Origin of the sequence: Xanthomonas sp. SS (genome assembly GCF_014236835.1) — a bacterium.
GTDB lineage: Bacteria > Pseudomonadota > Gammaproteobacteria > Xanthomonadales > Xanthomonadaceae > Xanthomonas_A.
The window spans coordinates 660,043-684,175 of record NZ_CP051190.1 but is presented as its reverse complement, the minus strand read 5'-3'; the positions used below and the strand labels follow the sequence as shown (position 1 = coordinate 684,175).

22 protein-coding genes are annotated in these 24,133 nt (G+C 70.5%); 12 read left to right on the top strand and 10 right to left on the bottom strand.

Annotated features, from left to right (window positions below; all coding sequences use genetic code 11):
- Positions 1-2: 2 nt before the first annotated feature.
- Complete coding sequence (locus HEP74_RS02995) at positions 3-551, top strand: PH domain-containing protein (RefSeq protein ID WP_255427864.1); 549 nt, start codon at positions 3-5, stop codon at positions 549-551.
- The gene (locus HEP74_RS02990) at positions 548-2,062 is read left to right on the top strand and encodes a PH domain-containing protein (RefSeq protein WP_185815128.1); all 1,515 of its coding nucleotides are present in this window, start codon (positions 548-550) and stop codon (positions 2,060-2,062) included. The genes HEP74_RS02995 and HEP74_RS02990 overlap by 4 nt, the downstream gene beginning before the upstream one ends.
- Positions 2,063-2,093: 31 nt before the next feature.
- On the opposite strand, the gene HEP74_RS02985 is transcribed toward HEP74_RS02990, so the two are convergent.
- From HEP74_RS02985 to def, 8 genes are all read right to left on the bottom strand, one after another.
- Positions 2,094-3,128 carry a CDP-glycerol glycerophosphotransferase family protein gene (locus tag HEP74_RS02985; protein ID WP_185815127.1) on the bottom strand — a complete coding sequence of 345 codons (1,035 nt, stop codon included), beginning with the start codon at positions 3,126-3,128 and terminating at the stop codon, positions 2,094-2,096.
- Positions 3,128-3,961, bottom strand: a complete 834-nt coding sequence (locus HEP74_RS02980) for a glycosyltransferase family 2 protein (protein ID WP_185815126.1) — start codon at positions 3,959-3,961, stop codon at positions 3,128-3,130. The genes HEP74_RS02985 and HEP74_RS02980 overlap by 1 nt, the downstream gene beginning before the upstream one ends.
- Before the next feature lie 83 nt (positions 3,962-4,044).
- Entirely contained in the window at positions 4,045-5,349 is a 1,305-nt protein-coding gene (locus tag HEP74_RS02975; protein WP_185815125.1) for an O-antigen ligase family protein, read from the bottom strand.
- 54 nt (positions 5,350-5,403) lie between these two features.
- Positions 5,404-6,441, bottom strand: coding sequence for a glycosyltransferase (locus HEP74_RS02970; protein WP_185815124.1), 1,038 nt, complete (start codon positions 6,439-6,441; stop codon positions 5,404-5,406).
- 58 nt (positions 6,442-6,499) lie between these two features.
- The gene (locus HEP74_RS02965; protein WP_185815123.1) at positions 6,500-8,215 is read right to left on the bottom strand and encodes an ArnT family glycosyltransferase; all 1,716 of its coding nucleotides are present in this window, start codon (positions 8,213-8,215) and stop codon (positions 6,500-6,502) included.
- Between the two features lie 25 nt (positions 8,216-8,240).
- Complete coding sequence (rsmB, locus tag HEP74_RS02960; RefSeq protein WP_185815122.1) at positions 8,241-9,572, bottom strand: 16S rRNA (cytosine(967)-C(5))-methyltransferase RsmB; 1,332 nt, start codon at positions 9,570-9,572, stop codon at positions 8,241-8,243.
- Positions 9,573-9,588: 16 nt separating this feature from the next.
- On the bottom strand, positions 9,589-10,512 hold the full coding sequence (gene fmt / locus HEP74_RS02955) for a methionyl-tRNA formyltransferase (protein WP_185815121.1): 924 nt from the start codon (positions 10,510-10,512) through the stop codon (positions 9,589-9,591).
- Positions 10,513-10,625: 113 nt separating this feature from the next.
- Positions 10,626-11,138, bottom strand: coding sequence for a peptide deformylase (def, locus tag HEP74_RS02950; RefSeq protein ID WP_185815120.1), 513 nt, complete (start codon positions 11,136-11,138; stop codon positions 10,626-10,628).
- Positions 11,139-11,275: 137 nt separating this feature from the next.
- Between def and HEP74_RS02945 the strand changes: the two genes are divergently transcribed.
- From HEP74_RS02945 to HEP74_RS02905, 9 genes are all read left to right on the top strand, one after another.
- The gene (locus tag HEP74_RS02945) at positions 11,276-12,412 is read left to right on the top strand and encodes a LysM peptidoglycan-binding domain-containing protein (RefSeq protein ID WP_185815119.1); all 1,137 of its coding nucleotides are present in this window, start codon (positions 11,276-11,278) and stop codon (positions 12,410-12,412) included.
- Positions 12,413-12,494: 82 nt separating this feature from the next.
- Positions 12,495-13,646, top strand: coding sequence for a DNA-processing protein DprA (gene dprA / locus HEP74_RS02940; protein WP_185815118.1), 1,152 nt, complete (start codon positions 12,495-12,497; stop codon positions 13,644-13,646).
- 43 nt (positions 13,647-13,689) lie between these two features.
- On the top strand, positions 13,690-14,163 hold the full coding sequence (locus HEP74_RS02935; RefSeq protein WP_003470396.1) for a DUF494 family protein: 474 nt from the start codon (positions 13,690-13,692) through the stop codon (positions 14,161-14,163).
- A gap of 22 nt (positions 14,164-14,185) precedes the next feature.
- Positions 14,186-14,902 carry a GYF domain-containing protein gene (locus tag HEP74_RS02930; protein WP_524540761.1) on the top strand — a complete coding sequence of 239 codons (717 nt, stop codon included), beginning with the start codon at positions 14,186-14,188 and terminating at the stop codon, positions 14,900-14,902.
- A 40-nt stretch (positions 14,903-14,942) separates the two neighbouring features.
- Positions 14,943-15,881 carry an RDD family protein gene (locus HEP74_RS02925; RefSeq protein WP_185815117.1) on the top strand — a complete coding sequence of 313 codons (939 nt, stop codon included), beginning with the start codon at positions 14,943-14,945 and terminating at the stop codon, positions 15,879-15,881.
- A gap of 260 nt (positions 15,882-16,141) precedes the next feature.
- On the top strand, positions 16,142-18,640 hold the full coding sequence (locus HEP74_RS02920) for a DNA topoisomerase I (protein WP_185815116.1): 2,499 nt from the start codon (positions 16,142-16,144) through the stop codon (positions 18,638-18,640).
- Between the two features lie 337 nt (positions 18,641-18,977).
- Positions 18,978-19,538 (top strand): L-threonylcarbamoyladenylate synthase type 1 TsaC, encoded by a 561-nt coding sequence (gene tsaC, locus HEP74_RS02915; RefSeq protein ID WP_185815115.1) that lies wholly within the window; start codon positions 18,978-18,980, stop codon positions 19,536-19,538.
- A gap of 65 nt (positions 19,539-19,603) precedes the next feature.
- A complete protein-coding gene (locus HEP74_RS02910; RefSeq protein ID WP_185815114.1) occupies positions 19,604-20,320 on the top strand; it encodes a DUF4124 domain-containing protein in 717 nt (238 codons plus the stop codon).
- Positions 20,321-20,385: 65 nt separating this feature from the next.
- The gene (locus HEP74_RS02905; RefSeq protein ID WP_255427863.1) at positions 20,386-20,946 is read left to right on the top strand and encodes a DUF4124 domain-containing protein; all 561 of its coding nucleotides are present in this window, start codon (positions 20,386-20,388) and stop codon (positions 20,944-20,946) included.
- A gap of 133 nt (positions 20,947-21,079) precedes the next feature.
- Here the strand turns inward: HEP74_RS02905 and HEP74_RS02900 are convergent, their stop codons facing one another.
- A complete protein-coding gene (locus tag HEP74_RS02900) occupies positions 21,080-21,853 on the bottom strand; it encodes an SDR family oxidoreductase (RefSeq protein WP_185815112.1) in 774 nt (257 codons plus the stop codon).
- Between the two features lie 63 nt (positions 21,854-21,916).
- Here HEP74_RS02900 and HEP74_RS02895 point away from each other — a divergent pair, with 63 nt between their 5' ends.
- A complete protein-coding gene (locus HEP74_RS02895; protein ID WP_185815111.1) occupies positions 21,917-22,144 on the top strand; it encodes a hypothetical protein in 228 nt (75 codons plus the stop codon).
- A 79-nt stretch (positions 22,145-22,223) separates the two neighbouring features.
- Here HEP74_RS02895 and sppA read toward each other — a convergent pair whose 3' ends face one another.
- A complete protein-coding gene (gene sppA / locus HEP74_RS02890) occupies positions 22,224-24,122 on the bottom strand; it encodes a signal peptide peptidase SppA (RefSeq protein ID WP_185815110.1) in 1,899 nt (632 codons plus the stop codon).
- Positions 24,123-24,133 lie beyond the last annotated feature (11 nt).

Sequence of the window (24,133 nt, the reverse complement as noted above, 5' to 3'; positions counted from 1 at the left end):
CCGTGACCGCACCACCGTCCCTGGACCCCTCTGCTGCCGCGCTTGGCGCCGACCCTCAGGCCGCCACGGCGTTCGCGCCTGCGGACGACTGGCTGCCGCTGCCGCTGCGCGGCGCCTGGCTGGCCGCGCTAGGCGGCGGCTGCATGCTGGGCCTCAGCGTGCTGATCGGCGCGGCGATCTTCGGTTTCTCGCTGCACAGCCGCCAGGCCTTGCTCATCGGTGCCGGCGCCGCGGCGCTCGGCGCGCTGTTCGGCGCCTGCATCGGCTTCGTGCGCCATCGCCGGATCCGTTGGCGGCTGAACGCGCAGGGCCTGGACCTGCGCCGCGGGCGGCTGTGGCAGAGCGAGGTGCACGTTCCGATGTCGCGCGTGCAGCATCTGGACCTGCGTCGCGGCCCGCTGGAGCGCGCCGCGCGCCTGGCCACGCTGGTGGTGCACACCGCCGGCACCCGGCACAACGCGGTGGCCGTGCCCGGCCTGGACCAGGCCGACGCCGAGCGCCTGCGCGAACGCCTGGCGCACCAGCTCGACCACGACGACGACGCGCTGTGAGCGCCGCCCTGGACGCCGAGGACACCGCGGTCCGGCGCCTGCATCCGTGGTCGTGGCTGTTCGTGCTGCTGCAGCACCTCCGGCATTTCCTGCTGCCGCTGCTGGCGCTGCTGGTGTTCGGCGGGCGCGACGGCCGCAACGACCATGTCGACCAGCTGATGATGCTGCTGGTGGGCAGCGCGCTGATCGCCGTGTCGCTGCTGCGCTACCTCACCTACCAGTACCGCATCGGCCGCGACAGCCTGAGCATCCGCAGCGGCTGGCTGGAACGCAGCCTGCGCGAGATCCCGTTCGCGCGCATCCACAACGTGGTCGTGCACCAGTCGCTGCTGCATCGGCTGTTCGGTGTGGCCGAAGTGCGGCTGGAATCGGCCGGCGGGACCAAGCCGGAAGCGCAGATGCGGGTGCTGCGGCTGGACCAGGCGCTGGCGCTTGAGCGGCAGATCCGCCATCGCGCGCACGCCAGCGAAACCGCGTCCGCGGCGGCGGACGCAGCGCCGGCCAGCGACGTGCTGTTGGCGCTGCCCAGCTCGGAAGTGCTGCGCCAAGGGCTGATCTCCAACCGCGGCATGGTGGTGGTGATCACCGCGTTCGGCGCCACCTATCACCTGTTCCCCGAGCGCATGGTCTCCAATGCGATCGAGCATTACGGGCGGCAGTTGTTCGGCTACGCCAGCCACCTGCAACTGGGCTGGATGGCCGGCGCGGTCAGCGTGGCGCTGATGCTGGCGACGCTGCTGTTGGTCATGCGCGTACTGTCGATGGCGCTGGCGCTGCTGCAGTACCACGGCTTCCGGCTCAGCGAGAGCGAGCGCCGGCTGACCGTGGAGCGCGGCCTGCTGACCCGGCTGCGCAGCAGCGTGGCGCGGCGCCGGATCCAGGCCTGGACCCTGTACGAGGGCGTGCTGCAACGCCTGCTGCGGCGGCGCAGCCTGCACATCGACACCGCGGTGATGGATGGACACGGCGAGGAGGGCCGCGCGCTGAAGGAACTGGCGCCGCTGGCGACTCCGGCCGCCTGCGATGCGCTGCTGCACCGGCTACTGCCGCAGATCGCCTGGCCGCCGCCGCAATGGCACGGGATCGCCACGCGCTGCTGGTGGCGGCTATGCCTGCCGGCGCTGTGCCTGGTACCGCTGCTGTGCGCCGGCCTGTGGCGGCCGTTCGGCGCCTGGGCCGCGCTGTCGCTGCTGTGGTTGCCGTGGTCGGCGTTCAAGGCCTGGCGCCAGGCACAACGCATGGGCTATGCGCTCGACGCGCGCTACGTGGCAGTGCGCGGCGGCTGGTGGACACGCTGGTGGCGGCTGGCCGAGATCGACAAGCTGCAGACGCTGCAGCTGACCCGCTCGCCGCTGGACCGCTATTGCGGCACCGCCACCCTATGGCTGGATACCGCCGGCGCCCGCCATGGCGAACCGCCGTTGCGGGTGCGCCTGGTGCCCGAGGCCGAAGCGCAGGCGCTGTATCTGCAACTGAATCACGTGTTGGCACAGCGCCGGCTGCGCTGGTAGCGGCAAGCGCCGCGCCCAGCCACGCGATGGCTCAACGCGCGCCGCGGCCCCAGTAGCCGATGCGTCGGCGGATCTTCAGCTTGCGCCAGAAATTCCACGGCTTGCGTTTGGGATTGCGCGCGCCCTCGGCGACGAAGTCGTCGATCGCGCGCAGCACGCGCTCGCTGGACTGCCCATCGCGATAGGGATGCAGGCCGTCGGCGAAGTCGCGGATCGCCGCCATCAGCTCCGGCGGCCGCGCCAGCGCGCGGCGGATCGCCGGCTCGAACTGCGCCGGGTCGTCGATGTCGATCAGCTGCGGCCCTGGGCGCCGGTTCTTGAACGTCACCACCGGCTTGTAGGTGAGCAGGAACTCGTTGAGCGCCGAGGAGGTGTCCGAGCACATCAGGTCCACCTGCGGGAACAGCTCCAGGATGTTGTCGTTGTCGGCGAAGCGCAGGTACTCGTTCTCGAGCGCGCGGTAGCGCGCCACCATCTCCGGATCCATCTTCGGGTGGAAGGTCACGATCCAGCGCCACTCGCCGCTGCGCGACAGCCGCTTGACCTCGTCGTAGAGGATGCCGGCCGCGCTCCACGACGGCGAGAACGTGGAGTGGTACAGGATCACCGGCGGTTGCCGCACCGGCGCCAGCTCGGCGCCGATCTCGCGCATGAACGGGTCGATCTTGGGGAAGCCGGTTTCCTTCACCGCGAAGTGGCCGAGCCTGCGCGCCAGCGCGCCGAACGCAGCGGTGTCGCGCGGGCCGGTGGTGCAGTACAGGTCGAAGAAGCCGCGCACGTAGATGTGCCGGGGCTTGCCGGCGTCGAAGCCGTGGAAGGTCTCGACCTTCACTCCGGGGAAGAAGTGCGGCACCGCGTTGCTGGAGGTGATCACCGCGTACGGATTCCACGCCAGCACCTCTTCGACCGTGGCCAGGTGGCGCTCGTCGGCGCTCAGATCGGCGGCGCCGGGGCCGTCGAAGAACCACGCCGCCTCGTCGCCGCGCGCGCGGATCGCGGCCTGCAGCGGACGCAATATCGCCAGCGCATAGCGTTCGGATCCGTACAGCAGATAGTGCTTGCTCATCAATGCTCCAGATCGTGCCGTTGCAGCTGCGCCCGCGCCTGTTCCACCGAGGCCGGGTTGACCTGCATCTCGTAGTAGCGCATGCGCTTGTACAGCGCGTAGCTGGCCGCGGTCTGCGCTACCACGAAGCCGCGCCAGCCATCGAGCACCGCCAGGCGCAGCAGGTAATCCTTGAGGAAGGCGCCAGCGAACACGAACGGGCTCTGCCACATTCTCACCGGCTTGCGCTTGTCGCGCCAGCCGAGCGCCTTCAGTTCGGCGTAGCGCAGCACCTTGAGCTGCTTGTGCACCAGGGTTGGGTTGTGCAGGTGGTTGAACGGCGGCGCGAACTCGGCGCTGGCGCCGTCGAAGCGCAGCGATTCGTGCACCCGCGCATCGCTCCAGCGCGCGCGGCCGCGGTGGTACAGCCGCGCCAGGCGCTCGCCGACCATTGGCCGGTACCAGCGCATCGGCGCGCCCATGTACCAGGTGCTGCGGCGCAGCCACACCGCGTCCAGCCGATCCTCGGCCAGGAGTTGCGGCAGCCGTGCCAGGCATTCGGCGCGCAGCGCGTCGGACAGGAATTCGTCCGCGTCCAGCACCAGGATCCAGTCGTGCGCGGCCTGGGTGGAGGCGAAGTTGCGCTGCGCGCCGAAGCCGAGCCAGGCCTGCTCGACCACGCGCGCGCCGTGCGCGCGGGCGATCTCTGCGGTGGCGTCGGTGCTGCCGCAGTCCACCACCAGCTTGTCGGCGGCGAACGGCACGCTGTCCAGGCAGCGCGCGATGTTGGCCGCTTCGTTGTAGGTCATCACCACCAGGCTGAGCGGCAAGGTGGTCGCGGCGGCGTCGGCCATGGCGCTCGGTATCCGGGGAGCGGTGCACCCTGCGGTCGTGGCGCGCTCGGCGCCGCGCCGCTCGGCGGTGCGGGATCGGCAGTCTACCGGCTTCCGGCAGCGCCTTCAGCGGCGTCGGCGCGCACCCGCGGCGCCTGCGCATCGCAGGCCGCCAGCCCGATCAGCACGCCGACCAGGGATACGTAGAAGCCGGTGGTGACCTGATGCGCGAACATCGACTGGGTCATGCCGCACAGGATGTAGCCGGCCACCACCATGATTCCGGCCGCGGCCGGGCCATGAAACTCGCGATTCGGCCGCCGCCGGTACAGGCGCAGCAGCAGCCATAGCGGCACGCCGTAGACCAGCAGGATCAGCACGGTGCCGGGCAGGCCCTGGGTCGCGCTCCATTCGGCCAGGTCGTTGTGCGCATGGCCCAGATGGCAGCGCTCCACCCAGGTCTTGCTACGGCAATCGGGCAGGCGCAGCATCGCATTGTCGAAGCGGCCCACGCCGACTCCGACCAGCGGATGCTCGACGAAGGTCGCCGCCGCCACCTGCAGCCGTTCGATGCGCGCCCCGGCCGAGGAATCGCTGTCGCCGCGCTCGTAGCGCTGCACGTCATGATGCAGTTCGGCCAGGCGGGTCTGCCGGGTCAGTGCTGGCACGCTCAGCACCAGGGTCGCCGCCAGCACGGCGAGCACGCCCAGGATCACCAGCCGCGCGCGGCCGCTGCGCCAGCGTACGCACAATGCGATGGCCACCAGCAGCAGCAGCACGCCCAACCAGACGCCGCGGCTGCCGCTGAGCAGGATGGTCGCGCAGCCGGCGACGATCGCGACGATGGTCCACGGCCAGCGCCCATGCGGCCGGCAGAACACCGCCACCATCATCAGCACCAGCACCACGTCGGCGAACACGATCGCGTTGGTCCAGCCCTCGGCACGCGGCTGGCCCTGCAGCACCTGCGCGATCGCCAGCGCCAGGGTGGCGAAGATGCCCAGCAGCGCGCCCCACCACAGCAACTGCCGTGGCGGACGCAGCGCGTAGACCCACAACGCGGTCCACGGCAGCACCAGGAACCGGGTGCGGTTGTCGATATCCTTCAGCGCCTGGCCGAAGTGCAGCAACGAGAACAGCGACAGCCCGATCACCAGCAGCGCCAGCACGGTCAGCCAGCGCAGCGAAGGCTGCAGCTCGCAGGCGGCACGGCGCAGGCGGTCCAGCGCCAGCAGGCTGCTCGCCAACAGCAGCAGGCCGAACGGCAGCAATCCGCCGGGGATGCTGACCACCAGCGCCGGCAGGCACAGCATGCCCAGCGCGGCGCCCCACTCAGCCAGCGTGTGGCGATGGGACGGGAACGCGGCCAGCGGCGTCGCGGCGCGGTGCGATGTGGCTTCTTCGGTCATCTAGGAAAGAACGGACGGAAAGACGGATGGGGGGCGATGATCCAAGCGCGACCCCTAACCCGACCTGACCTGCACGCGGCCGGTCCCGGCCGGCGCCAACGTGGCCGGCGGCGGCGCATCGCCGAGCAGATCGGCCACCACCGCCTGCAGGCGCTCGCCGAACTCGTGCTGGCGCGATTCGAAGAACGTGCGCGCGGCAGTGCCCAGCGCATCGCATTGCATCGGCGCCAGGGCCAGCGCCTGCACCATGGCCCGCTCGATGCCGGCCACATCGATCCGGTAGCGCACGCCGAAATTGTCCTCGCGCTCGCCGACCGGCTCGATCAGTACACCGCGCTCGGCAGTCACCAGTTCGTTCATCGGCGCGCCGTTGGTGGTGATCACCACCGCGCCGACGCTCAACGCTTCCATGATGTAGTGGCCGAAGCCCTCGACCTCGGACGGGCACAGGTGGAAGCGATGCGCGTTCTGCAGCCGGCGCAGCTCATGCTGGTCCAGGTAACCGGTCAGGTAATCGATGTTCTCGGCCTCGATCGGGCGCGATTTCTTCGCGCTCTGCACCACCGTCAGCCGCGGCCATTCCGGGTGCCGTGCCCAGGTCTGCAGCAACACCGCGGTGCCCTTGGCCGAGCTGCGCCCGGCCACATGCAGGCAGGCGCGCTCGCGCGGCACCTCCGGGCGGTAGCAGTCGTCGCTGCAGAAACCGATGAAGGTAGTCGCCGGACCCTGCGCGGAAAAAAGCTGCTCGGCCTGCCAGGTCTTGCACAAGACCCGCTGGAAACGCGGCAGCCAGCGCAGCCACTTGCGGCGGAACCACTCGGGATTGGGCACCAGCACGTTGCGCCGGCCGGCGCCCAGGCAGCGCGGATAGACCCGTTCCAGGAAAATCTGCAGGTCGGCGCGGCCGCGCACCAGGCTGCGCAGGGCCAGGCGCAGTTCGCGCAGGTGGTTGGCGAAGCGCACGGTGCCGAAGCCGAGCACCTCCACCCGATAGCGGCCGCTGTTGCGCAGCGCCTCGGCGACCACCTGCAGGTCGCGGCTCAGGCCGCCGCCGTTGTCGCGGCTGATGACCCGGATCAGGCGCATCGGCATGCCACAGCTCCCGTCCGCACGGCGCCGAGGTCGAGACCGGAGCGGGCGCGGCCGCGGCTCACTCGAAGCGGTCCTTGTCCTGCTCGCGCAAGCGGTCGCGGTCGCCGGTGGTGACCGTGCATCGGCCGTGCACGGCGGCGGCCGGCACCAGCCACCAGTTGCGTCGGTTGGACACCCCGGCCAGGGTGCTGGCGCGGCGATCGATGCAGCCGAGCATCGCCGCCTCCTGCACCAGCAGCCAACGCCGCTGCGGCGCCTGCGCCTGCCAAGCCACGCCGCGGCGCAACTGTTCGTCCCACGGCACCACGAAACCGAAGGTGGTCGCGGCGCGGTCGGCCATCAGCAGGTTCTGTTCCTTCCAGGCCACCAGGCCCAGTTCCGCGTCCGGCCCGATGCGGCGGCCGGCCGCCTCCATCACCCCGCGTGCGGAGCTGGACGTGTTGATCAGCGGGTACACCAGCAGCCCCACCAGCACCCACAGCATGCTCAGCGTGGACACCATGGCCAGTTCCGGACGCCGCCGCGCGAACACCGCCAGGCTGGCCACGCCCCACAGGCCGAGCGCCAACAGGATCCAGGCCAGCGCCTGCACGGTCTGCAGATCGACGCCGCGCTGCTCCATCATCTGCGCGCGGAACCCGTGCCCGGCCAGGATCGCCGCGCCGACGCCGCCCAACGCCACGGTCAGCACCACGGTGAACGCCACCAGCAGCCGCTTGACCCCGGTCTTGCGCAGCAGTCCCGGGATCAGCGGCGCCATCGCCAGGCACAGCATCGGCAGCGCCGGCAGGATGTAGACGTCGCGCTTTCCGGTGGGAATGGAGAAGAACAGCACGATCAGCGCCCACCACGCCAGCGGCAGCAGGTAGCGCGGATCGCGCCGGCGCAGGCGCCGCGCCCAGGCCGGGATCGCCCACGGCAGCGCCAGCAGCAGCGGCAGCCACATGCTCGGCATCACCCCGAAGAAGTAGAACGGCCCGTGCGGGTGGTCCCAGGACCTGGCGTAGCGCCCGGCGGTCTGCCGGAACAGGATGTCGTCGAGGTAGGCGCGGTATTCGGGCTGGTGCGCCGACAGCGCCGTGGTCACCATCGGCACCAGCCAGATCGACACCGCGCCCAGGAATGCCAGCGGCCCCAGCCAGAAGCGCGGATTGCGCGCACCGATCCTGACCCCGCGCCACTGCGCCAGCGATGCCGCCGCGGCCGGCAGCAGCATCAGCAGCGCCAGCGCGCCCACGCCCTTGGTGATCGTGCCCAGGCCGGCGGCGAACCAGCCCAGCGCCCACATCCGCCAGTCGGGTCCGCGCAGCAGGTGGCGCAACAGGCCGTAGTTGGCCAGGATGATGTAGAACACCACCAGCGGATCGATCTGCGCCTTCTTCGCCTGGTAGGTGAAGTGGAACGCGAACAGCAGCGCATACGCCGCATACATGCCGACCCGGCGCGTCCACAGGCGCCGGCCCAGATCGTAGACGCAGGCCAGCGTGCCCAGCCCGGCCAGCAGCGACGGCAGCAGGAACGCCACCCGCCAGTTGCCGAACACGGTGTAGAACGACGCCTGCAGCCACATCAGCATCGGCGGCTTGTCCGAGTACAGCTCGGTGCCGCGGTGCGGGAACAGCCAGTTGCCGCTGTCCACCATCTGCTTGGCGACCAGCGCGAAGCGCGGCTCGTCGGCCGGGTGCGGATCGCGCAGGCCCAGGCCGGCGCCGAGCACCAGCAGCGCGAGCAGGGCCAGCAACCAGAATTCTCGGGACGCGCGGGTCTTCAGCATGGGGCAGGATGATACCGGGGTGGGTTCACGCCGTCTTGCGCAGCCGCGCATAGAAGAACCCGTCGCGGTCCTGCTCGCCGGGCAGGCGCTGGCGGCCGCCGCTGGACGCGTGGCCGCAGGCCGCGCCGGGATCCTCGGCCGCGGCATCGGCGGTCCGCGCCAGGAACGCCTGCAACTGGCGTTCGTTCTCGTCCTTCAGCAGCGAACAGGTGGCGTAGACCAGCACCCCGCCCGGCCGCAGCACCTGCCAGCCAGCGTCCAGCAGCCGCGCCTGCAGCGCCTGCAGCGCGACCACATCCTCGCGCCGCCGGTGCAGCAGCACATCCGGCTGGCGGCGCACGATGCCGGTGGCCGAGCACGGCGCGTCGAGCAGCACCGCATCGAACGCCTCGCCGTCCCACCAGCTGTCCGGCTGCGCCGCATCGGCCGCCTGCAGCAGCGCCTGCGCGCCGGCACCGGTGCGTTCGAAGGTGTCGCGCACCCGCGCCAGGCGCCGCGCGTCCACGTCCAGCGCGGTCAGGCGCAGCGTCGGATCGCGTTCGAGCAGGTGCGCGGACTTGCCGCCAGGCGCGGCGCAGGCATCGAGCACGCGCGCGCCCGGCGCCGGCGCCAGCACGTCGGCGACCTGCTGCGCCGAGCCGTCCTGCACCGATACCCAGCCCTCGGCAAAGCCGGGCAAGGCGCTCATCGCCACCGACTCGGCCAGGCGGATCGCATCGGCCAGGTCCGGCACCGCCTGGGCACCGATGCCGGCGTCGGCCAGCCGCTGCAGATAGGCGTCGCGCGTGCTGCGCTGGCGGTTCACCCGCAGCCACAGCGGCGCCGCCTGCTGGCTGGCGGCGAAGATCGCCTCGGCCTGTTGCGGCCAGTCGGCGTGCAGTGCATCGCGCAGCCACAGCGGCCAGCCGGCATCGGCGGCCACCGCCGGCAACCCGTCGCGCAGCGCGCGGCGCAGCAGGGCGTTGACCATGCCGGCCTGGCGCGGCCGGTCCAGCGCGCGCGCCGCTTCCACCGTCGCCGACAGCGCCGCGTGCGGCGCCAGGCCGAGCACGTCGAGCTGGGCGAAGCCGGCCATCAGCAGCGCGCGCAGTTCGGCGTCGCGCTGCGGCAGCTGCTTCTGCAGCCACAGCCGCAACGCCGCCTCGTAGGCCGGGCGCCGGCGCAGCACCGCGAAGCAGATCGCCTCGACCAGGGCGCGGTCGCGCGGATCGGGCAGCGCCGGCAGCGCGGTGGCCAGTTCGGCCTTCAGCGAACGGCCGCGGTCGATCACCGCGCTCAGCACGCGGGCGGCGGCGACGCGCGGCGCGACGCCCGGCGACGGCGCGGCGGCAGGCGGCGCGGCAGGCGTCTGCGTCATGGGCGGTCGCGCCGGTTCAGGCCAGCACCGGCAGGTCGCGCCGGGCGTTGAGGTAGTCGGCGGCGGTGATCGCCTTGCCGCCTTCGCGCTGCAGCACGCGCAGGCGCAACGCGCCCTGGCCGCAGGCGATGTCGATGCCTTGCTTGGAGGCGGCCAGCACCGTGCCCGGCGGCTGCGCATGCGCCAGCTCCAGCGCCACCGCGCCATGGATGCGCACGCGCTCGCCGGCCAGCACCGCTTCGGTGATCGGCCACGGATTGAACGCGCGCACCCGCAGCGCCAGCTGCGCCGCCGGCTGCTGCCAGTCCAGCCGCGCCTGCGCCTTGTCCAGCTTGTGCGCGTAGGTGACGCCGGCGTCCGGCTGCGGCTGCGACACCGGGCGGATGCCGGCGCGCAGCAGGCCCAGGCCGTCGGCCAGCACCTGCGCGCCGAGCACGGCCAGCCGGTCGTGCAGCTGCCCGCCGGTCTCGCTGTCGCCGATCGGGGTGCGCTGCGACATCAGCACCGGGCCGGTGTCCAGGCCCGCTTCCATCTGCATCAGGCACACCCCGGTCTCGCTGTCGCCGGCCTCGATCGCGCGCTGGATCGGCGCGGCGCCGCGCCAGCGCGGCAGCAGCGAGGCGTGCACGTTCCAGCAGCCATGGGTCGGGATCGCCAACACCGCCTTGGGCAGGATCAGGCCGTAGGCCACCACCACCATCAGGTCCGGCTGCAATGCGCGCAGGCTCTGCAGCGCTTCCGGCGAGCGTAGGGTGTCAGGCTGCAGCACCGGGATGCCACGCGCGACCGCCTCCAGCTTCACCGGCGACGGCGTCAGCCCGCGGCCGCGCCCGGCGGGCCGGTCCGGCTGGGTGTAGACCGCGACCACTTCATGGCGCTGCGCGGCCGCGCGCAACGACGGCACGGCGAAGTCCGGCGTACCGGCGAAGACGATTTTCATTGGGCGGGGATTCGGGAGTGGGGATTAGGGATTCGCAACGGCAGGACTCGGCGACCGGAAGGGACCCGATTCGCTCTGACGAATCCCCACTCCCGAATCCCGAATCCCGGCCTTCAAGCCACGTGCTTGCGCGCCTTGGCCAGCTTCTTGCGCACCATCTCGCGCTTGAGCGGGGAGAGGTAGTCGACGAACAGCTTGCCGTCCAGGTGGTCCATCTCGTGCTGCACGCAGACCGCCAGCACGCCGTCGGCGGACAGTTCCTGCGGCTGGCCGTGGCGGTCCAGGTAGCGCACGACGATGGCGTCGGCGCGGGTCACGTCGGCATAGATGCCGGGCACCGACAGGCAGCCTTCCTGGTACACCTGCTCGCCGTCGCGCTGCACGATCTGCGGGTTGATGAACACCTGCGGGGCGTTCTTCTCCTCGCTGACGTCGATGACCATGAAGCGCTTGTGCACGTCCACCTGGCTCGCGGCCAGGCCGATGCCGGGGGCTTCGTACATGGTTTCGAACATGTCGTCGAGCAGGCGCTGGAACGCCGGCGCGGTCACTTCGGCAGGGTCGACCGGCACCGCCTTGGTGCGCAGGCGGGGATCGGGGAATTCGAGGATGGGAAGCAGGGCCATAGCGGTACCCAGTTGGGGGCGCCGGATAATTCGGCAAGACATGACAATTCTACCCCGTTCTGGCGGCAACGCTTGCGCCGCGCCCAGGGTTCTGGACTATAGTGCGCGGACCTGTTGGGGAATCAGGCTCCGCACTCATGTTCAATCGACTCCGTACGGTCGTCGCCGTGGCGATGCTTACCGTGGCGACCTATGCCGCTTCCGCGAGCATGGCTGCCGAACACCCTGACACCTACGTGGTGCGCAAGGGCGACACGCTGTGGGACATCGCCGGGCGTTTCCTCGGCAAGCCGTGGCTGTGGCCGGAAATCTGGCAGGCCAACCCGCAGGTGCAGAACCCGCATCTGATCTATCCCGGCGACGTGCTCAGCCTGGCCTACCTGGACCGCGTGGCCCGCGCCACGGTCAAGCAGGGTCCGCGCCAGGACGCGCCGATCGACGCGATCCCGCTGTCCGACGTCGAGCCGTTCCTGAAGAACCTGCGCGTGGCCGACAGCATCGACGAGCTGCCCTACGTGGTGGGCTTCGAGGACAACCGGCTGCGCGCCACCATCGGCCAGGTGGTCTACGCGACCGGTCTCAGTGAGGCGCAGGTCGGGCAGCGCTACGCGGTGGTGCGGCCGACCGTGCGCTACGAACTGCCCAGGCTCAGCGACGACCTGAACAACGAGGGCCGCAGCACCCCGGGCACCGGCAACCTGTGGCAGACCTTCGTGGCGCCGGACAACAAGCGCCGCGAAACGCTGGGCTATGAACTGGCCCAGGTCAATATCGGCACCGTCACCCGCGTTTCCGCCGACGACAGCCAGGCTACCACCCTGCTGCTGCAGGACAGCGCCCGCGAAGTGCGCGCCGGCGACCGCCTGATCGCGGTCCAGGCGCAGCCCTACGACCTGCAGTTCGTGCCGCATCCGCCCTCGGCGCAGGCGCTCGAGGCCGGGCTGCGGGTGCTGGCGGTGGCCGACGCGTTCAGCGCCGCCGGTCCGCGCGACGTGATCGCGATCTCCGGCGGCAGCCGCGAGGGCATCGACAACGGCACCGTGGTGTCGCTGTGGCGTCACGGCACCCGGGTCAACGACCGCGTGCATCGCCCGAACACCTCGCGCGCCGACGACGGCTTCACCGGCGGCCGCGGCTCGGTGGCCTTGCCCGACGAATACGCCGCGCACGCGATGGTGTTCCGCACCTTCGACAAGGTCAGCTACGCGCTGGTGATGGACGGCGTCAAGCCGACCCGGATCGGCTACGACGTGAAGCACCCGGACGCGCGCTGACCCGCACACGCGGGCAAGTCCTACATCCGCAACAGACGGCGCCCGAGGGCGCCGTCTGCGTTTGCGGCCTAGCCTGGGGCCCATGTCCGCCCTACCCGACCACACACTTTCCACCCCCGACCCCGCATTGCTGGCGCTGTCGCTGGCCGGCGGCGCCAGCGCCCCACGCAGGCGCCTGCTCGAGCGACACGGCAGTCCTGCCGCCGCGCTGGCCGCCGGCGCGGCCGCGTGGCAGGCGGCGGGGCTGGATCCGGCGCAGAGCGCGGCACTGCGGCAGCCCGACCGCGCCGCAATGGACGCCGCGCTGGCCTGGCTGGCGCAGCCGCGCCGGCACCTGCTCGGCTGCCACGATCCCGACTACCCGGCGCTGCTGCTGCGCAGCCCCAACCCACCGCTGGCGCTGTACCTGGAAGGCGACCCGGCGGCGCTGTGGCATCCGGCGGTGGCGGTGGTCGGCAGCCGCGCGCCCAGCGCGGGCGGCCGCGACAATGCGTATCGCTTCGCCCTGGCGCTGGCCACGTCCGGGCTGGCGGTGACCAGCGGCATGGCCGCCGGGGTCGATGCCGCCGCGCATGCGGCGGCGCTGTCGCGCCAGGACGGGCTGACCGTGGCGGTGGTCGGCACCGGCGCGGACCTGGCCTACCCGCGCCAGCATGCCGCCCTGCGCGAGCGCATCGCCGCGCGCGGCGCGGTGGTCAGCGAGCATCCGCCCGGCACCCCGGCGCGGCCCAGTCACTTCCCCGCCCGCAACCGGATCATCGCCGGGCTGACTCTGGCCACCCTGGTGATCGAGGCCGCCACCCGCTCCGGCGCGCTGATCACCGCACGGCTGGCAGCCGAGGCCGGGCGCGAGGTGTTCGCGCTGCCCGGCTCGATCCACAACCCGCTGGCGCGCGGCTGCCACCGCCTGATCCGCGACGGCGCCGGGCTGGTCGAGAGCGCCGAGGAAGTGCTGGCCGGGGTCGCGCCGCTGGCCGCGGAACTGGCCGATGCCTTGCGTGGGCGCCTGTGCGCCCCCACTGAGAAGATCGCCGACGACCCCGGCGCCACGCCGTCCTTTCCCGATCCCGACTACCAGCGCTTGTGGCAGGCGCTGGGCCACGACCCTACCTGTATGGATTCAGTGATCGCCCGCACCGGATTGACGGCCGCGGCGGCCTCCTCCATGCTGCTGGCCATGGAACTGGATGGCTACGTGGCGGTCGAACGAGGTCGTTACACCCGCAAACCCTAGTTTCTTCACCTCCACAGCGTCTAGCGACGCAGGCCGAGGGGCAATGAAAGAGAGCATTCTGGATGTCCTGCTGTACCTGTTCGAACACTATTTCAGCGAGGATGCGGACCCGGTCCGCGATCGCGACTCCCTCCAGAATGGCCTGATCCAGGCTGGCTTCAGCCCCACCGAAATCAGCAAAGCGTTCGACTGGCTCGATGCCCTGGCCGACCAGCGGCCGGCCGTGCCGCAGCCGCGCATCGACGGTCCGATCCGCATCTACCACGGCCCGGAGCTGGACAAGCTCGACGTGGAATGCCGCGGCTTCCTGCTGTTCCTGGAACAGCACGGCATCCTCGACAGCGACCAGCGCGAGCTGGTGCTGGACCGGGCGATGGCGCTGGACCAGGACGAACTGGACCTGGACGACCTGAAATGGGTGGTGCTGATGGTGCTGTTCAACCAGCCCGGCGCCGAGGCGGCCTACGCGTGGATGGAAACGCAGATGTTCGTCGACGAGCCGGAGCCGGTGCACTGAGGCACTGACGGGCCATGCACGGATGCACGAGGAACCGGCCCTGAGCGCCTGGTACTACGCCGACGCGGCACGCCAGCGGCATGGCCCGCTGAGCACCGCCACGTTGCTGGAACGCCTGCGCGACGGATTGCTGGAGCGCAACACCCTGGTCTGGCGCGAAGGCATGCCGGAGTGGCGGCCGCTGCACGCGCTCGCCGACGAACTCGGCCTGTCAGCGACAGCCCCGCCGCCGCCGCCCCCGCTGCCAGCAGCGGCGAGCGCAACCCCGACCATGCCCGCCGCGGCTCCGCGCAACGGCCTGTCCGGCTGCGGCATCGGCGCGATCGTCGCGGTCGTGGGCGGCGCGGTGCTGCTGGCGATGATCGGGATTCTCGCCGCCATCGCCTTGCCCGCGTATCAGGACTACACGCTGCGCACCAAGGCCACGCTGGCGATCGGCAGCGTCACCCCGCTGAAGTCCAAGATCTCCGGCTTCGCCATGCAGCAGGGGCGCTGCCCGGTCAACGGCGACCCCGGCTTCGGCACCGCAGCCAGCTACGCCAGCGAATTCGTCGCGCAGGTGCGGATCGGCCGTTTCGACAACGGCCATTGCGGCCTGGAAGCCACCCTGCTCGCGCCCGGGGATGCCAAGCTGGATGGCAAGGCGCTGTGGCTGGACTACGATGAGCGGGCTTCGGCCTGGAAATGCAGTTCCGAGCTGGACGACCGCTACCTGCCCGCGCATTGCCGCGGCGGTTGAGCGGAAACGGATTTTTCGATCGCAACCCTGGGGAACAGGAATGAGTGAGTGGTACTACGCCGACGCCGCGCAGCAGCGTCATGGACCGATGCCCGCCGACGACCTGCAGCAGCGCTTCCAGCGCGGCGACGTCGGCCTGACCACGCTGGTGTGGCGCGACGGCCTCAGCGAATGGCATCCGCTGGCCGACTTCGTCGACGAACTGGGCCTGACCCAGGCGCCGGCGGCGATCGCGCCGAACGACGCCGTCGAGGCGGCGCCGGCGCCGCCCGCGCAGGCATTGCCCGCGGCCTGGGCCGCGCCGGAATCCGACGCCGCAACGCATTCGCCCTATGCCGCGCCCGCCGCCACGCTCGGCGAGGAACCGCGCTTCGTCGCCGGCGGCGAGGTGGTGCAGGCCGGCTTCTGGAAACGCACCGCCGCCTATCTGATCGACGGCATGCTGGTCGGCATCGTCTCGCAGCTGATCCAGCTGGTGCTGATGCTGGGCTTCTTCGGCTTCAGCAGCCTGGGCGGCAGCCCCGACTTCAGCACGCCCGGCGGCATCGTCATGCTGGTGCTGGTGTACCTGGTGCCGCTGGGCATGTCGGCGCTGTACTTCGGCCTGTTCCATGCCTCGACCAAGCAGGCCACGCTGGGCAAGATGGCGGTCGGCATCAAGGTGGTGCGCACCGACGGCAGCCGGATCAGCGTCGGCCGCGGCATCGGCCGCTATTTCGGCTTCCTGCTGAGCAGCCTGACCATCTTCATCGGCTTCCTGATGGCCGCCTTCACCGAGCGCAAGCAGGCCCTGCACGACATGATCTGCGACACCCTGGTGGTGGACAAATGGGCCTACACCGACCACCCGGAGTGGCAGCAGCACAAACTGGGCACGGTCACCGTGGTGATCCTGTCGCTGTTCGGCGTGCTGATGGTCGGGATCGTGCTGCTGGTGATCCTGGCGATCGGCCTGGCCGCCAGCAGCGGCTGGCACTGACCGCCGGGACTCGGGGCCTGGAACCGGGGCCCGACGACGGAAGCCGGCGCAGCCCCATGCCGGAGACCTGGCCGGACGGCCGCGCTTGACAGCCGCCGCCGGACATGTCCACTAATAAAAAGAGACGCAGCTGAACGCCCGGGGTACCTGCCCCGGGCGTCGGCCGCTCTGAACCACCGCAACGCTTCACTAACCGGAGCAATTGCGCCACCCTACCGCCCCCAGGGCGCCCGCCCCGCCCATTCGAAGCCCACCCCATCATGTCCAAGCACCTGCTCATCGTCGAATCGCCCGCCAAGGCCAAGACGATCAACAAATACCTCGGCAAGGACTTCCACGTCCTGGCCTCGTATGGGCACGTGCGCGACCTGATCCCGAAAGAGGGCGCGGTGGATCCGGACGACGGCTTCGCGATGCGCTACGCGCTGATCGAGAAGAACGAGAAGCACGTCGAGGCCATCGCCAAGGCCGCCAAGGTCGCCGAAGACATCTATCTGGCGACCGACCCCGATCGCGAGGGCGAGGCGATCAGCTGGCACATCGCGGAGATCCTCAAAGAGCGCGGGCTGCTCAAGGACAAGCCGCTGCACCGGGTGGTGTTCACCGAAATCACCCCGCGCGCGATCAAGGAAGCGATGGCCAACCCGCGGCAGATCGCCGTGGACCTGGTCGATGCGCAGCAGGCGCGGCGCGCGCTGGACTACCTGGTCGGCTTCAACCTGTCGCCGGTGCTGTGGCGCAAGGTGCAGCGCGGCCTGTCCGCCGGCCGCGTGCAGTCGCCGGCGCTGCGCATGATCGTCGAGCGCGAGGAAGAGATCGAAGCCTTCGTCGCCCGCGAATACTGGAGCATCGGCGCCGACTGCCTGCACCCCTCGCAGCCGTTCGCGGCCAAGCTGGTCAAGCTCGACGGGCAGAAGTTCGAGCAGTTCACCATCACCGATGGCGACACCGCCGAAGCGGCGCGGATGCGCCTGCAGAAGGCCGCGCAGGGCGCGCTGCACGTCACCGACGTGGCCAGCAAGGAGCGCAAGCGCCGCCCGGCGCCGCCGTTCACCACCTCCACGCTGCAGCAGGAAGCCTCGCGCAAGCTCGGCTTCACCACCAGCCGCACCATGCGCGTGGCGCAGAAGCTGTACGAAGGCGTGACCCTGGGCGACGAGGGCACGGTCGGCCTGATCAGCTACATGCGTACCGACTCGGTGAACCTGTCGCAGGACGCGCTGGCCGAGATCCGCGACGTGATCGCGCGCGACTTCGGCACCGGCGCGCTGCCGGACAAGCCGAACATGTACCAGACTAAGTCCAAGAACGCGCAGGAAGCGCACGAGGCGATCCGCCCGACCGCCGCGCTGCGTACGCCGACGCAGATGGCCAAGTACCTGGACGACGACGGCCGCCGCCTGTACGAGCTGATCTGGAAGCGCGCGGTGGCCTGCCAGATGGTGCCGGCGACGATGAACACCGTCACCGTGGAACTGGCTGCGGGCAACGAGCACAGCTTCCGCGCCAGCGGCACCACGGTGATCGACCCGGGCTTTTTGGCCGTGTACGAAGAAGGCAAGGACCAGAAGGCCGCAGAGGACGAGGACGAGGGCCGCAAGCTGCCGGCGATGAAGCCCGGCGACCGCATCCCGCTCGACCGCATCCATGCCGACCAGCACTTCACCGAGCCGCCGCCGCGCTACTCGGAAGCCTCGCTGGTCAAGACCCTCGAGGAATACGGCATCGGCCGCCCGTCGACCTATGCCTCGATCATCCAGACCCTGCTGTTCCGCAAGTACGTGGAGCTGGACGCGCGCCGTTTCCGCCCCTCCGACGTCGGTCGCGCGGTCAGCAAGTTCCTGTCCGGCCACTTCACCCGCTACGTCGACTACGACTTCACCGCCAAGCTCGAGGACGAGCTGGACGCGGTGTCGCGCGGCGAGGAGGAATGGCGGCCGCTGATGGAGAAGTTCTGGGGCCCGTTCAAGGAACTGGTCGAGGAGAAGAAGGAATCGGTGGACCGCTCCGAGGCCACCGGCGCGCGCGAACTCGGCACCGACCCCAAGACCGGCAAGCCGGTCAGCGTGCGCCTGGGCCGGTTCGGGCCGTACGCGGCGATCGGCAGCACCGCCGAGGACGCCGAGGACAAGCCCAAGTTCGCCTCGCTGCGGCCGGGCCAGAGCATGCACACCATCACCCTGGAAGACGCGCTGGAGCTGTTCCTGATGCCGCGCGCGCTGGGCGAGGACAAGGGCGAGGACGTCAGCGTCGGCATCGGCCGCTTCGGGCCGTTCGCCAAGCGCGGCAGCGTCTATGCCTCGCTGAAGAAGGAAGACGATCCGTACACCATCGACCTGGCGCGCGCGGTGTTCCTGATCGAAGAGAAGGAAGAGATCGCGCGCAACCGCATCATCAAGGAATACGAAGGCAGCGACATCCAGGTGCTCAACGGCCGCTTCGGCCCGTACATCAGCGACGGCAAGCTCAACGGCAAGATCCCCAAGGACCGCGAGCCGGCCACGCTGACCCTGGAAGAAGTGCAGAAGCTGCTGGAAGAGACCGGCAAGCCGGCACGCCGCGGCTTCGGCGCGAAGAAGGCCGCGGCGAAGAAGGAAGCGGCGCCGAAGAAGAGCGCAGCCAAGAAGGCCGCGGCCGACGCCCCGGCCAAGCCCGCGGCGAAGAAGGCGGTCAAGAAGGCCGCGAAGAAGGCCGCGAAGAAGACCGCAAAGAAGGCGGCCAAGAAAGTGGTCAAGAAGGCCGTGGCCAAGCCCGCCTGATCCACCACCAACGCTCCTGCGGATGCGACATCCGCAGGAGCGGCGCCGGATGGCCGCAATGGCCATCCATCGCGCCAAGCGATCCGATCGCGCCAGTTGCAATCGAGCTCCGCCGGTCTCTCCGCAAATAGCGCCACAGAGACTGAAACAACCGTAGCCGCCGCAGCCTGTGCACCGCCCACGCCGCCCGACAGCAATCGAACGCCGAACCGGCAGCAAAGCGCACGTCGCTCTTGCCAATCCCGAATCCCCAATCCCCGCTTTCCACAGCCGAACGGCTGGTCATCCCGGCCCCCAACCGTTGCCCCCCAACAACAGCCTGCCGCATCATCCACGCATGACCGATCTATCGCTCAGCCAAGCCGTCGCCGTCCTGCACCAGGGCGGTGTCATCGCCTACCCGACCGAAGCGGTCTGGGGCCTGGGCTGCGATCCGTACGACCAGGCCGCGGTGACGCGCCTGCTGCAGATCAAGCAGCGCCCGGTGGAGAAAGGCCTGATCGTGGTCGCCGCCGAACTGGAGCCGCTGCGCCCGCTGCTGGACCTGGCGGCGCTGCCGCCGGAGCGCCTGGCCGCGGTGCTGGCCAGCTGGCCCGGGGCGCATACTTGGGTGCTGCCGGCCGCGGCGCAGGCGCCGCCCTGGGTCACCGGCGCGCACCGCAGCATCGCGGTGCGGATCAGCGCGCATCCGCAGGTGGCCGCGCTGTGCCGCGCCTGGGGCGGCGCGCTGGTCTCGACCAGCGCCAACCGCGGCGGCGAGCCGCCGGCGCGGCAGCGCGCCGAACTCGATCCGCACTTGCTGGCTGCGCTCGACGGCGTGGTCGGCGGCGAGACCGGCGGCCTAGCCCAGCCCACCCCGATCCGCGACGCCGTCAGCGGCGAGATCCTGCGCGCCTGAGCGCGTCGCCGATCCCCGCCCGCCCTTCACTTTCCCTGGCCGGCGAAGGCGCGCAAGATGCGCGCATGCCCAGCCTCGCCCGCCCCGCCCTGCTCCTGACCGCGCTGTTGCCGTTGGCCGGCGCCGCCTGGGCGCAAAGCACGCGGACCACCAGCAGCGATGGCGGGCAGGGGTCGGTGCGCATCTACCGCTGCATCGGCAGCAACGGCGCGGTCAGCCTGCAGAACGCGCCCTGCGAGAACGCGCGCCAGCAGCAGGTGCTGGACATGCAACGCCCGCGCGATCCGCCGCCGCGCCCGACCACCACGCTCAGCACCGATCCGGCGCGCGCTGCGGCAGCGCCGGCGCCGCTGCCGCAGCGCGAGATCCGCATCGTCACCGTGCAACCGCCGCAGCCGATGTACGAATGCGTCACCAGCGAAGGCCAGCGCTATACCAGCGACGACAACGAAGGCAATCCACGCTGGGTGCCGCTGTGGACCATCGGCTATACCGGCGGCTACGGCGACGGCTATCGCCACGGTCATGGCGGCGGCAATGGCGGCCGCCCGCGCCCGCCGCCGGTGTATCCCGGCGTCGGCGTGGTGGTGCCGGCCGGCAGCACCATGATCCGCGACACCTGCAATGCGTTGCCGCCGCAGGAAGTGTGCGCACGCCTGACCGACCGCCGCTGGGAACTGATCCGCCGCTACAACAGCGCCCTGCAGAGCGAGCGCCGCGCGCTGGAAACCGAACAACGCGGCATCGACGCACGGCTCGACCGCGACTGCGGCAGCAGCTGATGCGGGGTGGCGCCTGCCTCGCCGCGCTTCTGGCCTGCGCCGGCGCCGCGCAGGCCGAACAAGTGGTGTTGTATCGATGCACCGATGCGCACGACAATCTGACCGTGCAGAACCAGCCGTGCCCCAAGGGCATGCGCCAGGAAAAGAAGCTCATGCAGGGCGTCGGCCGCGCGCAGGTGCCGGCGGCCGCGCCAGCTGCAGCCGCCGCGCCGATACCGCCGGCCCCCGCACCGGCCGCTGTCGCCGCCACGCCGGATCCAGCGCCGCCGCAAGCGCCGGCAGAAACCCCGCCGCGCCTGCCGCCGCCCACGCTGTATGCCTGCACCACCTACGAGCAGCAACGCTACATCGGCGAAACCGCCGAGCCGACGCCGCGCTGCGTGCCGTTGCGCACCATGGGCCTGGACGGCAGCCCCGACAGGACCGGCGGCAGCGCCTGCGAAGTGCTGCGCGACCGCTGCGAGGCGCTGCCCGAAGCCGGCGCCTGCGAGGCCTGGCAAAGCTATGTGGCCGAAGCCGAGACGCACTGGCGTTTCGCCACCTCCGAACACGCCGAGCAGTTGCGCCAGGAATTCCTGCGTCGCCAGCAACTGCTGCAGGCGAGCAGCTGCGGCGCGCCGGATTAGGGCATGCGCCGCGGATGTTCGATCTTACGCTGCCTTGTAAGAGCGGCTTCAGCCGCGACGCCTTGCTGACAATGCCTGTCGCGGCTGAAGCCGCTCCTACAGGTTTGACCGGCGCTCGCAGTCTACCGGCGCGTTAGAACCCGTAACGCAGAAACCCGCCATCCACCGCGATGCATTCGCCGGTGATGTAGCTGGCCGCCGGCAGGCACAGGAAGCCGACCGCGGCCGCCACTTCCTCCGGCTCGCCGATCCGGCGCATCGGCGTACGCTCGATCACCTGCTCGTAGTAGTCCGGATCCGACAACGGCCCGGAGGTGCGGCGGGTGCGGATGTACCAGGGCGCCACCGCATTGACCCGGATCCCGTCCTCGGCCCATTCGGCGGCCAGGTTGCGGGTCAGCTGGTGCAGCGCGGCCTTGGTCATGCCGTAGGGCGCGCCGCTGCGCACGTGGGTCAGCCCGGACACGCTGCCGACGTTGACGATCGCCGCGGACGCGTGCTGCGCCAGCAACGGATGCGCATAGCGCGACAGCTCGAACGCCGAAAACAGATTGGTCTCGAAGATGCCGCGCCACTCGTCCTCGGTGTAGTCCACCGCGGCCTTGCTGACGTTGCCGCCGGCGTTGTTGATCAGCAGATGCAGGCCGTCGGCGTGGTCCTCGACCCAGTCCAGGATCTCGCGCCGGTCCTCGTCGTCGGCCACGTCCGCGGCCAACGCCAGGATGCGCCGCTCTGGATAGACATCGGCCAGTTCGTCGCGCGCCGCTTCCAGCGCATCGATGTCGCGCGCCACCAGCATCAGCTCGGCGCCGAAGCCGAGCAGCTCGCGCGCGATCGCCAGGCCGATGCCGGCGCTGGCGCCGGTGATCAATGCGGTCTGTCCGTCCAGCCGCCAACGTTGCTGCATCGCCTTGCCTGTCTGCACCGGGGTGGGCGTAGGATAACGCCCACGCTCAACGAGGTCGCTGCCATGACGGGTTCACTGCGCTTGATGACGTTGGCACTCTCGCTGCTGGCTGCGCTGGCCGCCTGCAAACCGGCACCGCCGAAACCGCCGGACAAACCGCCCGAACCGCAAGCCGGCGCGCTGCGCACGGCGATCGCGCAGCCGCTGGACCGCGCCAAGCAGGCGGCGGCCGGCACCGAGCAGGCCGCGGCTGCGCAGAACGCCGCGATCGACGCCGCCACCGGGAAATAAAAAACGCCGGCATCGGCCGGCGTTCGTCGTTGCTTGCAGCGCGCCCGCCAGTGGCGGACGCGCCTGCATCAGGCCTGCATCAGAAACCGCAGAAGCAGTAGGCCAGCGCCTTGACCGGCGTGCCGTCGCGCTTGTCGGTCGCGTCCTGCACGAAGCGCAGCTGGGTATCCAGCTCCGGCATGCTGCGCGCCAGCATGGCGTGCGCCAGTGCCGAATCGCCCAGCATCCACGCGCCCATGCGGCTGCCGGCGAAACCGTTGACGAACTGCGCGAACGGCGTGGCCGGCTTCTCGATGTAACGCACGCGGTACTTGTCGCGATCGCCCAGCTTGGCCCGCGCGGCGGCATCGGCCACCGCATCCTTGAAGCCGCCGAACGCGTCCACCAGGCCGCGTTCCTTGGCCTGCGCACCGCTCCACACGCGGCCGCGCGCGACCTGGTCGATCGCCTCGACCGGCTTGTTGCGCGCCTGCGCGACCTTGCCGGTGAAGTCGGCATAGCCCTTGTTGATCACCGACTGGATCACCTGCCCCACCACCGGATCCATCGGCCGGGTGACGTCGAACGCACCGGCGAAACGGGTGGTGCCGACGCCGTCGGTATGCACGCCGATCTTGTCCAGACTGCGGGTCAGGTTCGGGATCATGCCGAAGATGCCGATCGAGCCGGTGATCGTCGACGGGTCGGCGTAGATGCGATCGGCGTTCATGCTGATCCAGTAACCGCCGGATGCGGCCAGGTCGCCCATCGACACCACCACCGGCTTGCCGGCCGCCTTCAGCGCCACCACCTCACGGCGGATCTGCTCGGAGGCGAACACTTCGCCGCCCGGCGAATCCACGCGCAGCACCACCGCCTTGACCGCATCGTCGTCGCGCGCGTCGCGCAGCAGCGCCGCGGTCGACTCGCCGCCGATGCGCCCGGCCGGCTGCTCGCCGCCGCTGATCTCGCCCGCAGCGACCACCACCGCCACCTGCGGCCGCGAATCCACCGGCGAACGGCGCAAATCCAGCTGCTGCAGGTAGGCATCCAGATTGACGTTGCGGAAGCCGGTGTCGGCATCGTCGTCGGCGACGCCGCGCTTGGTCAGCAGTTCCTCGACTTCCTCGCGGGTCTTCAGGCCATCCACCAGCTTCTGCTGCAGCGCGAACTTGGCCATGTCGCCGCCGGCCGCGGCGATGCCCTCGGGCATCGTGTCGATGCCGGCGGAGATCTGCTCGGGCGCCAGCTTGCGCGCCTTGGCGATGTCGGCCACGTAGCGCTGCCACACGTCGTTCATCCAGAACAGATCGGCTTCCTTCGACGCTGGCGACGCCGCATCGAGCACGTACGGCTCGGCCGCGGACTTGAACTCGCCGACCTTGAACAGGTGCACGTCCACGCCGAGCTTGTCCTGCAGGCCTTCGCGGAAGTACTGGCGGTAGCGGCCCAGGCCTTCCAGCACCACCGAACCCATCGGGTCCAGGTAGACCTCGTTGGCCTGCGCGGCCAGCAGGTACTGCGCCTGGCTCAGGCTGTCGCTGTAGGCCACGACTTGCTTGCCGGAGGCGCGCAGGTCCTGCAGCGCCGCGGACACCTCGCGCATCGAGGCGAAGCCGCTCGGCTGCAGCTTGTCCAGGCGCAGCGCCACGCGCTCGATCTTCGGATCGGTCTTGGCCGCTTCCAGCGCGCGGATCAGGTCGCGCAGCTGGATCTCCTCGGCGCCCTTGTCGCCCATCGCCTTGGTCAGCGCACGGCTGACCGGATCGGCGCTGAACTGCTCGACCAGGGTGCCTTCCGGCGCGATCAGCAGCGTGGTGCGGTCGCGCAGCGTCTTGGCGCCATCCCCGCGCGCCATCGCGAACACGATCGCCAGCAGGAGCAGCAGCAGGAAGCCGAAGAACACCAGGTTCAGGATCAGCCGACGGGTAAAGTTCATCACATCCCATAGGCCGACGAAGAAGCTGGCGATGGGGCTGCGACGCACGGGTTGGTTCATGGAAAACTCCG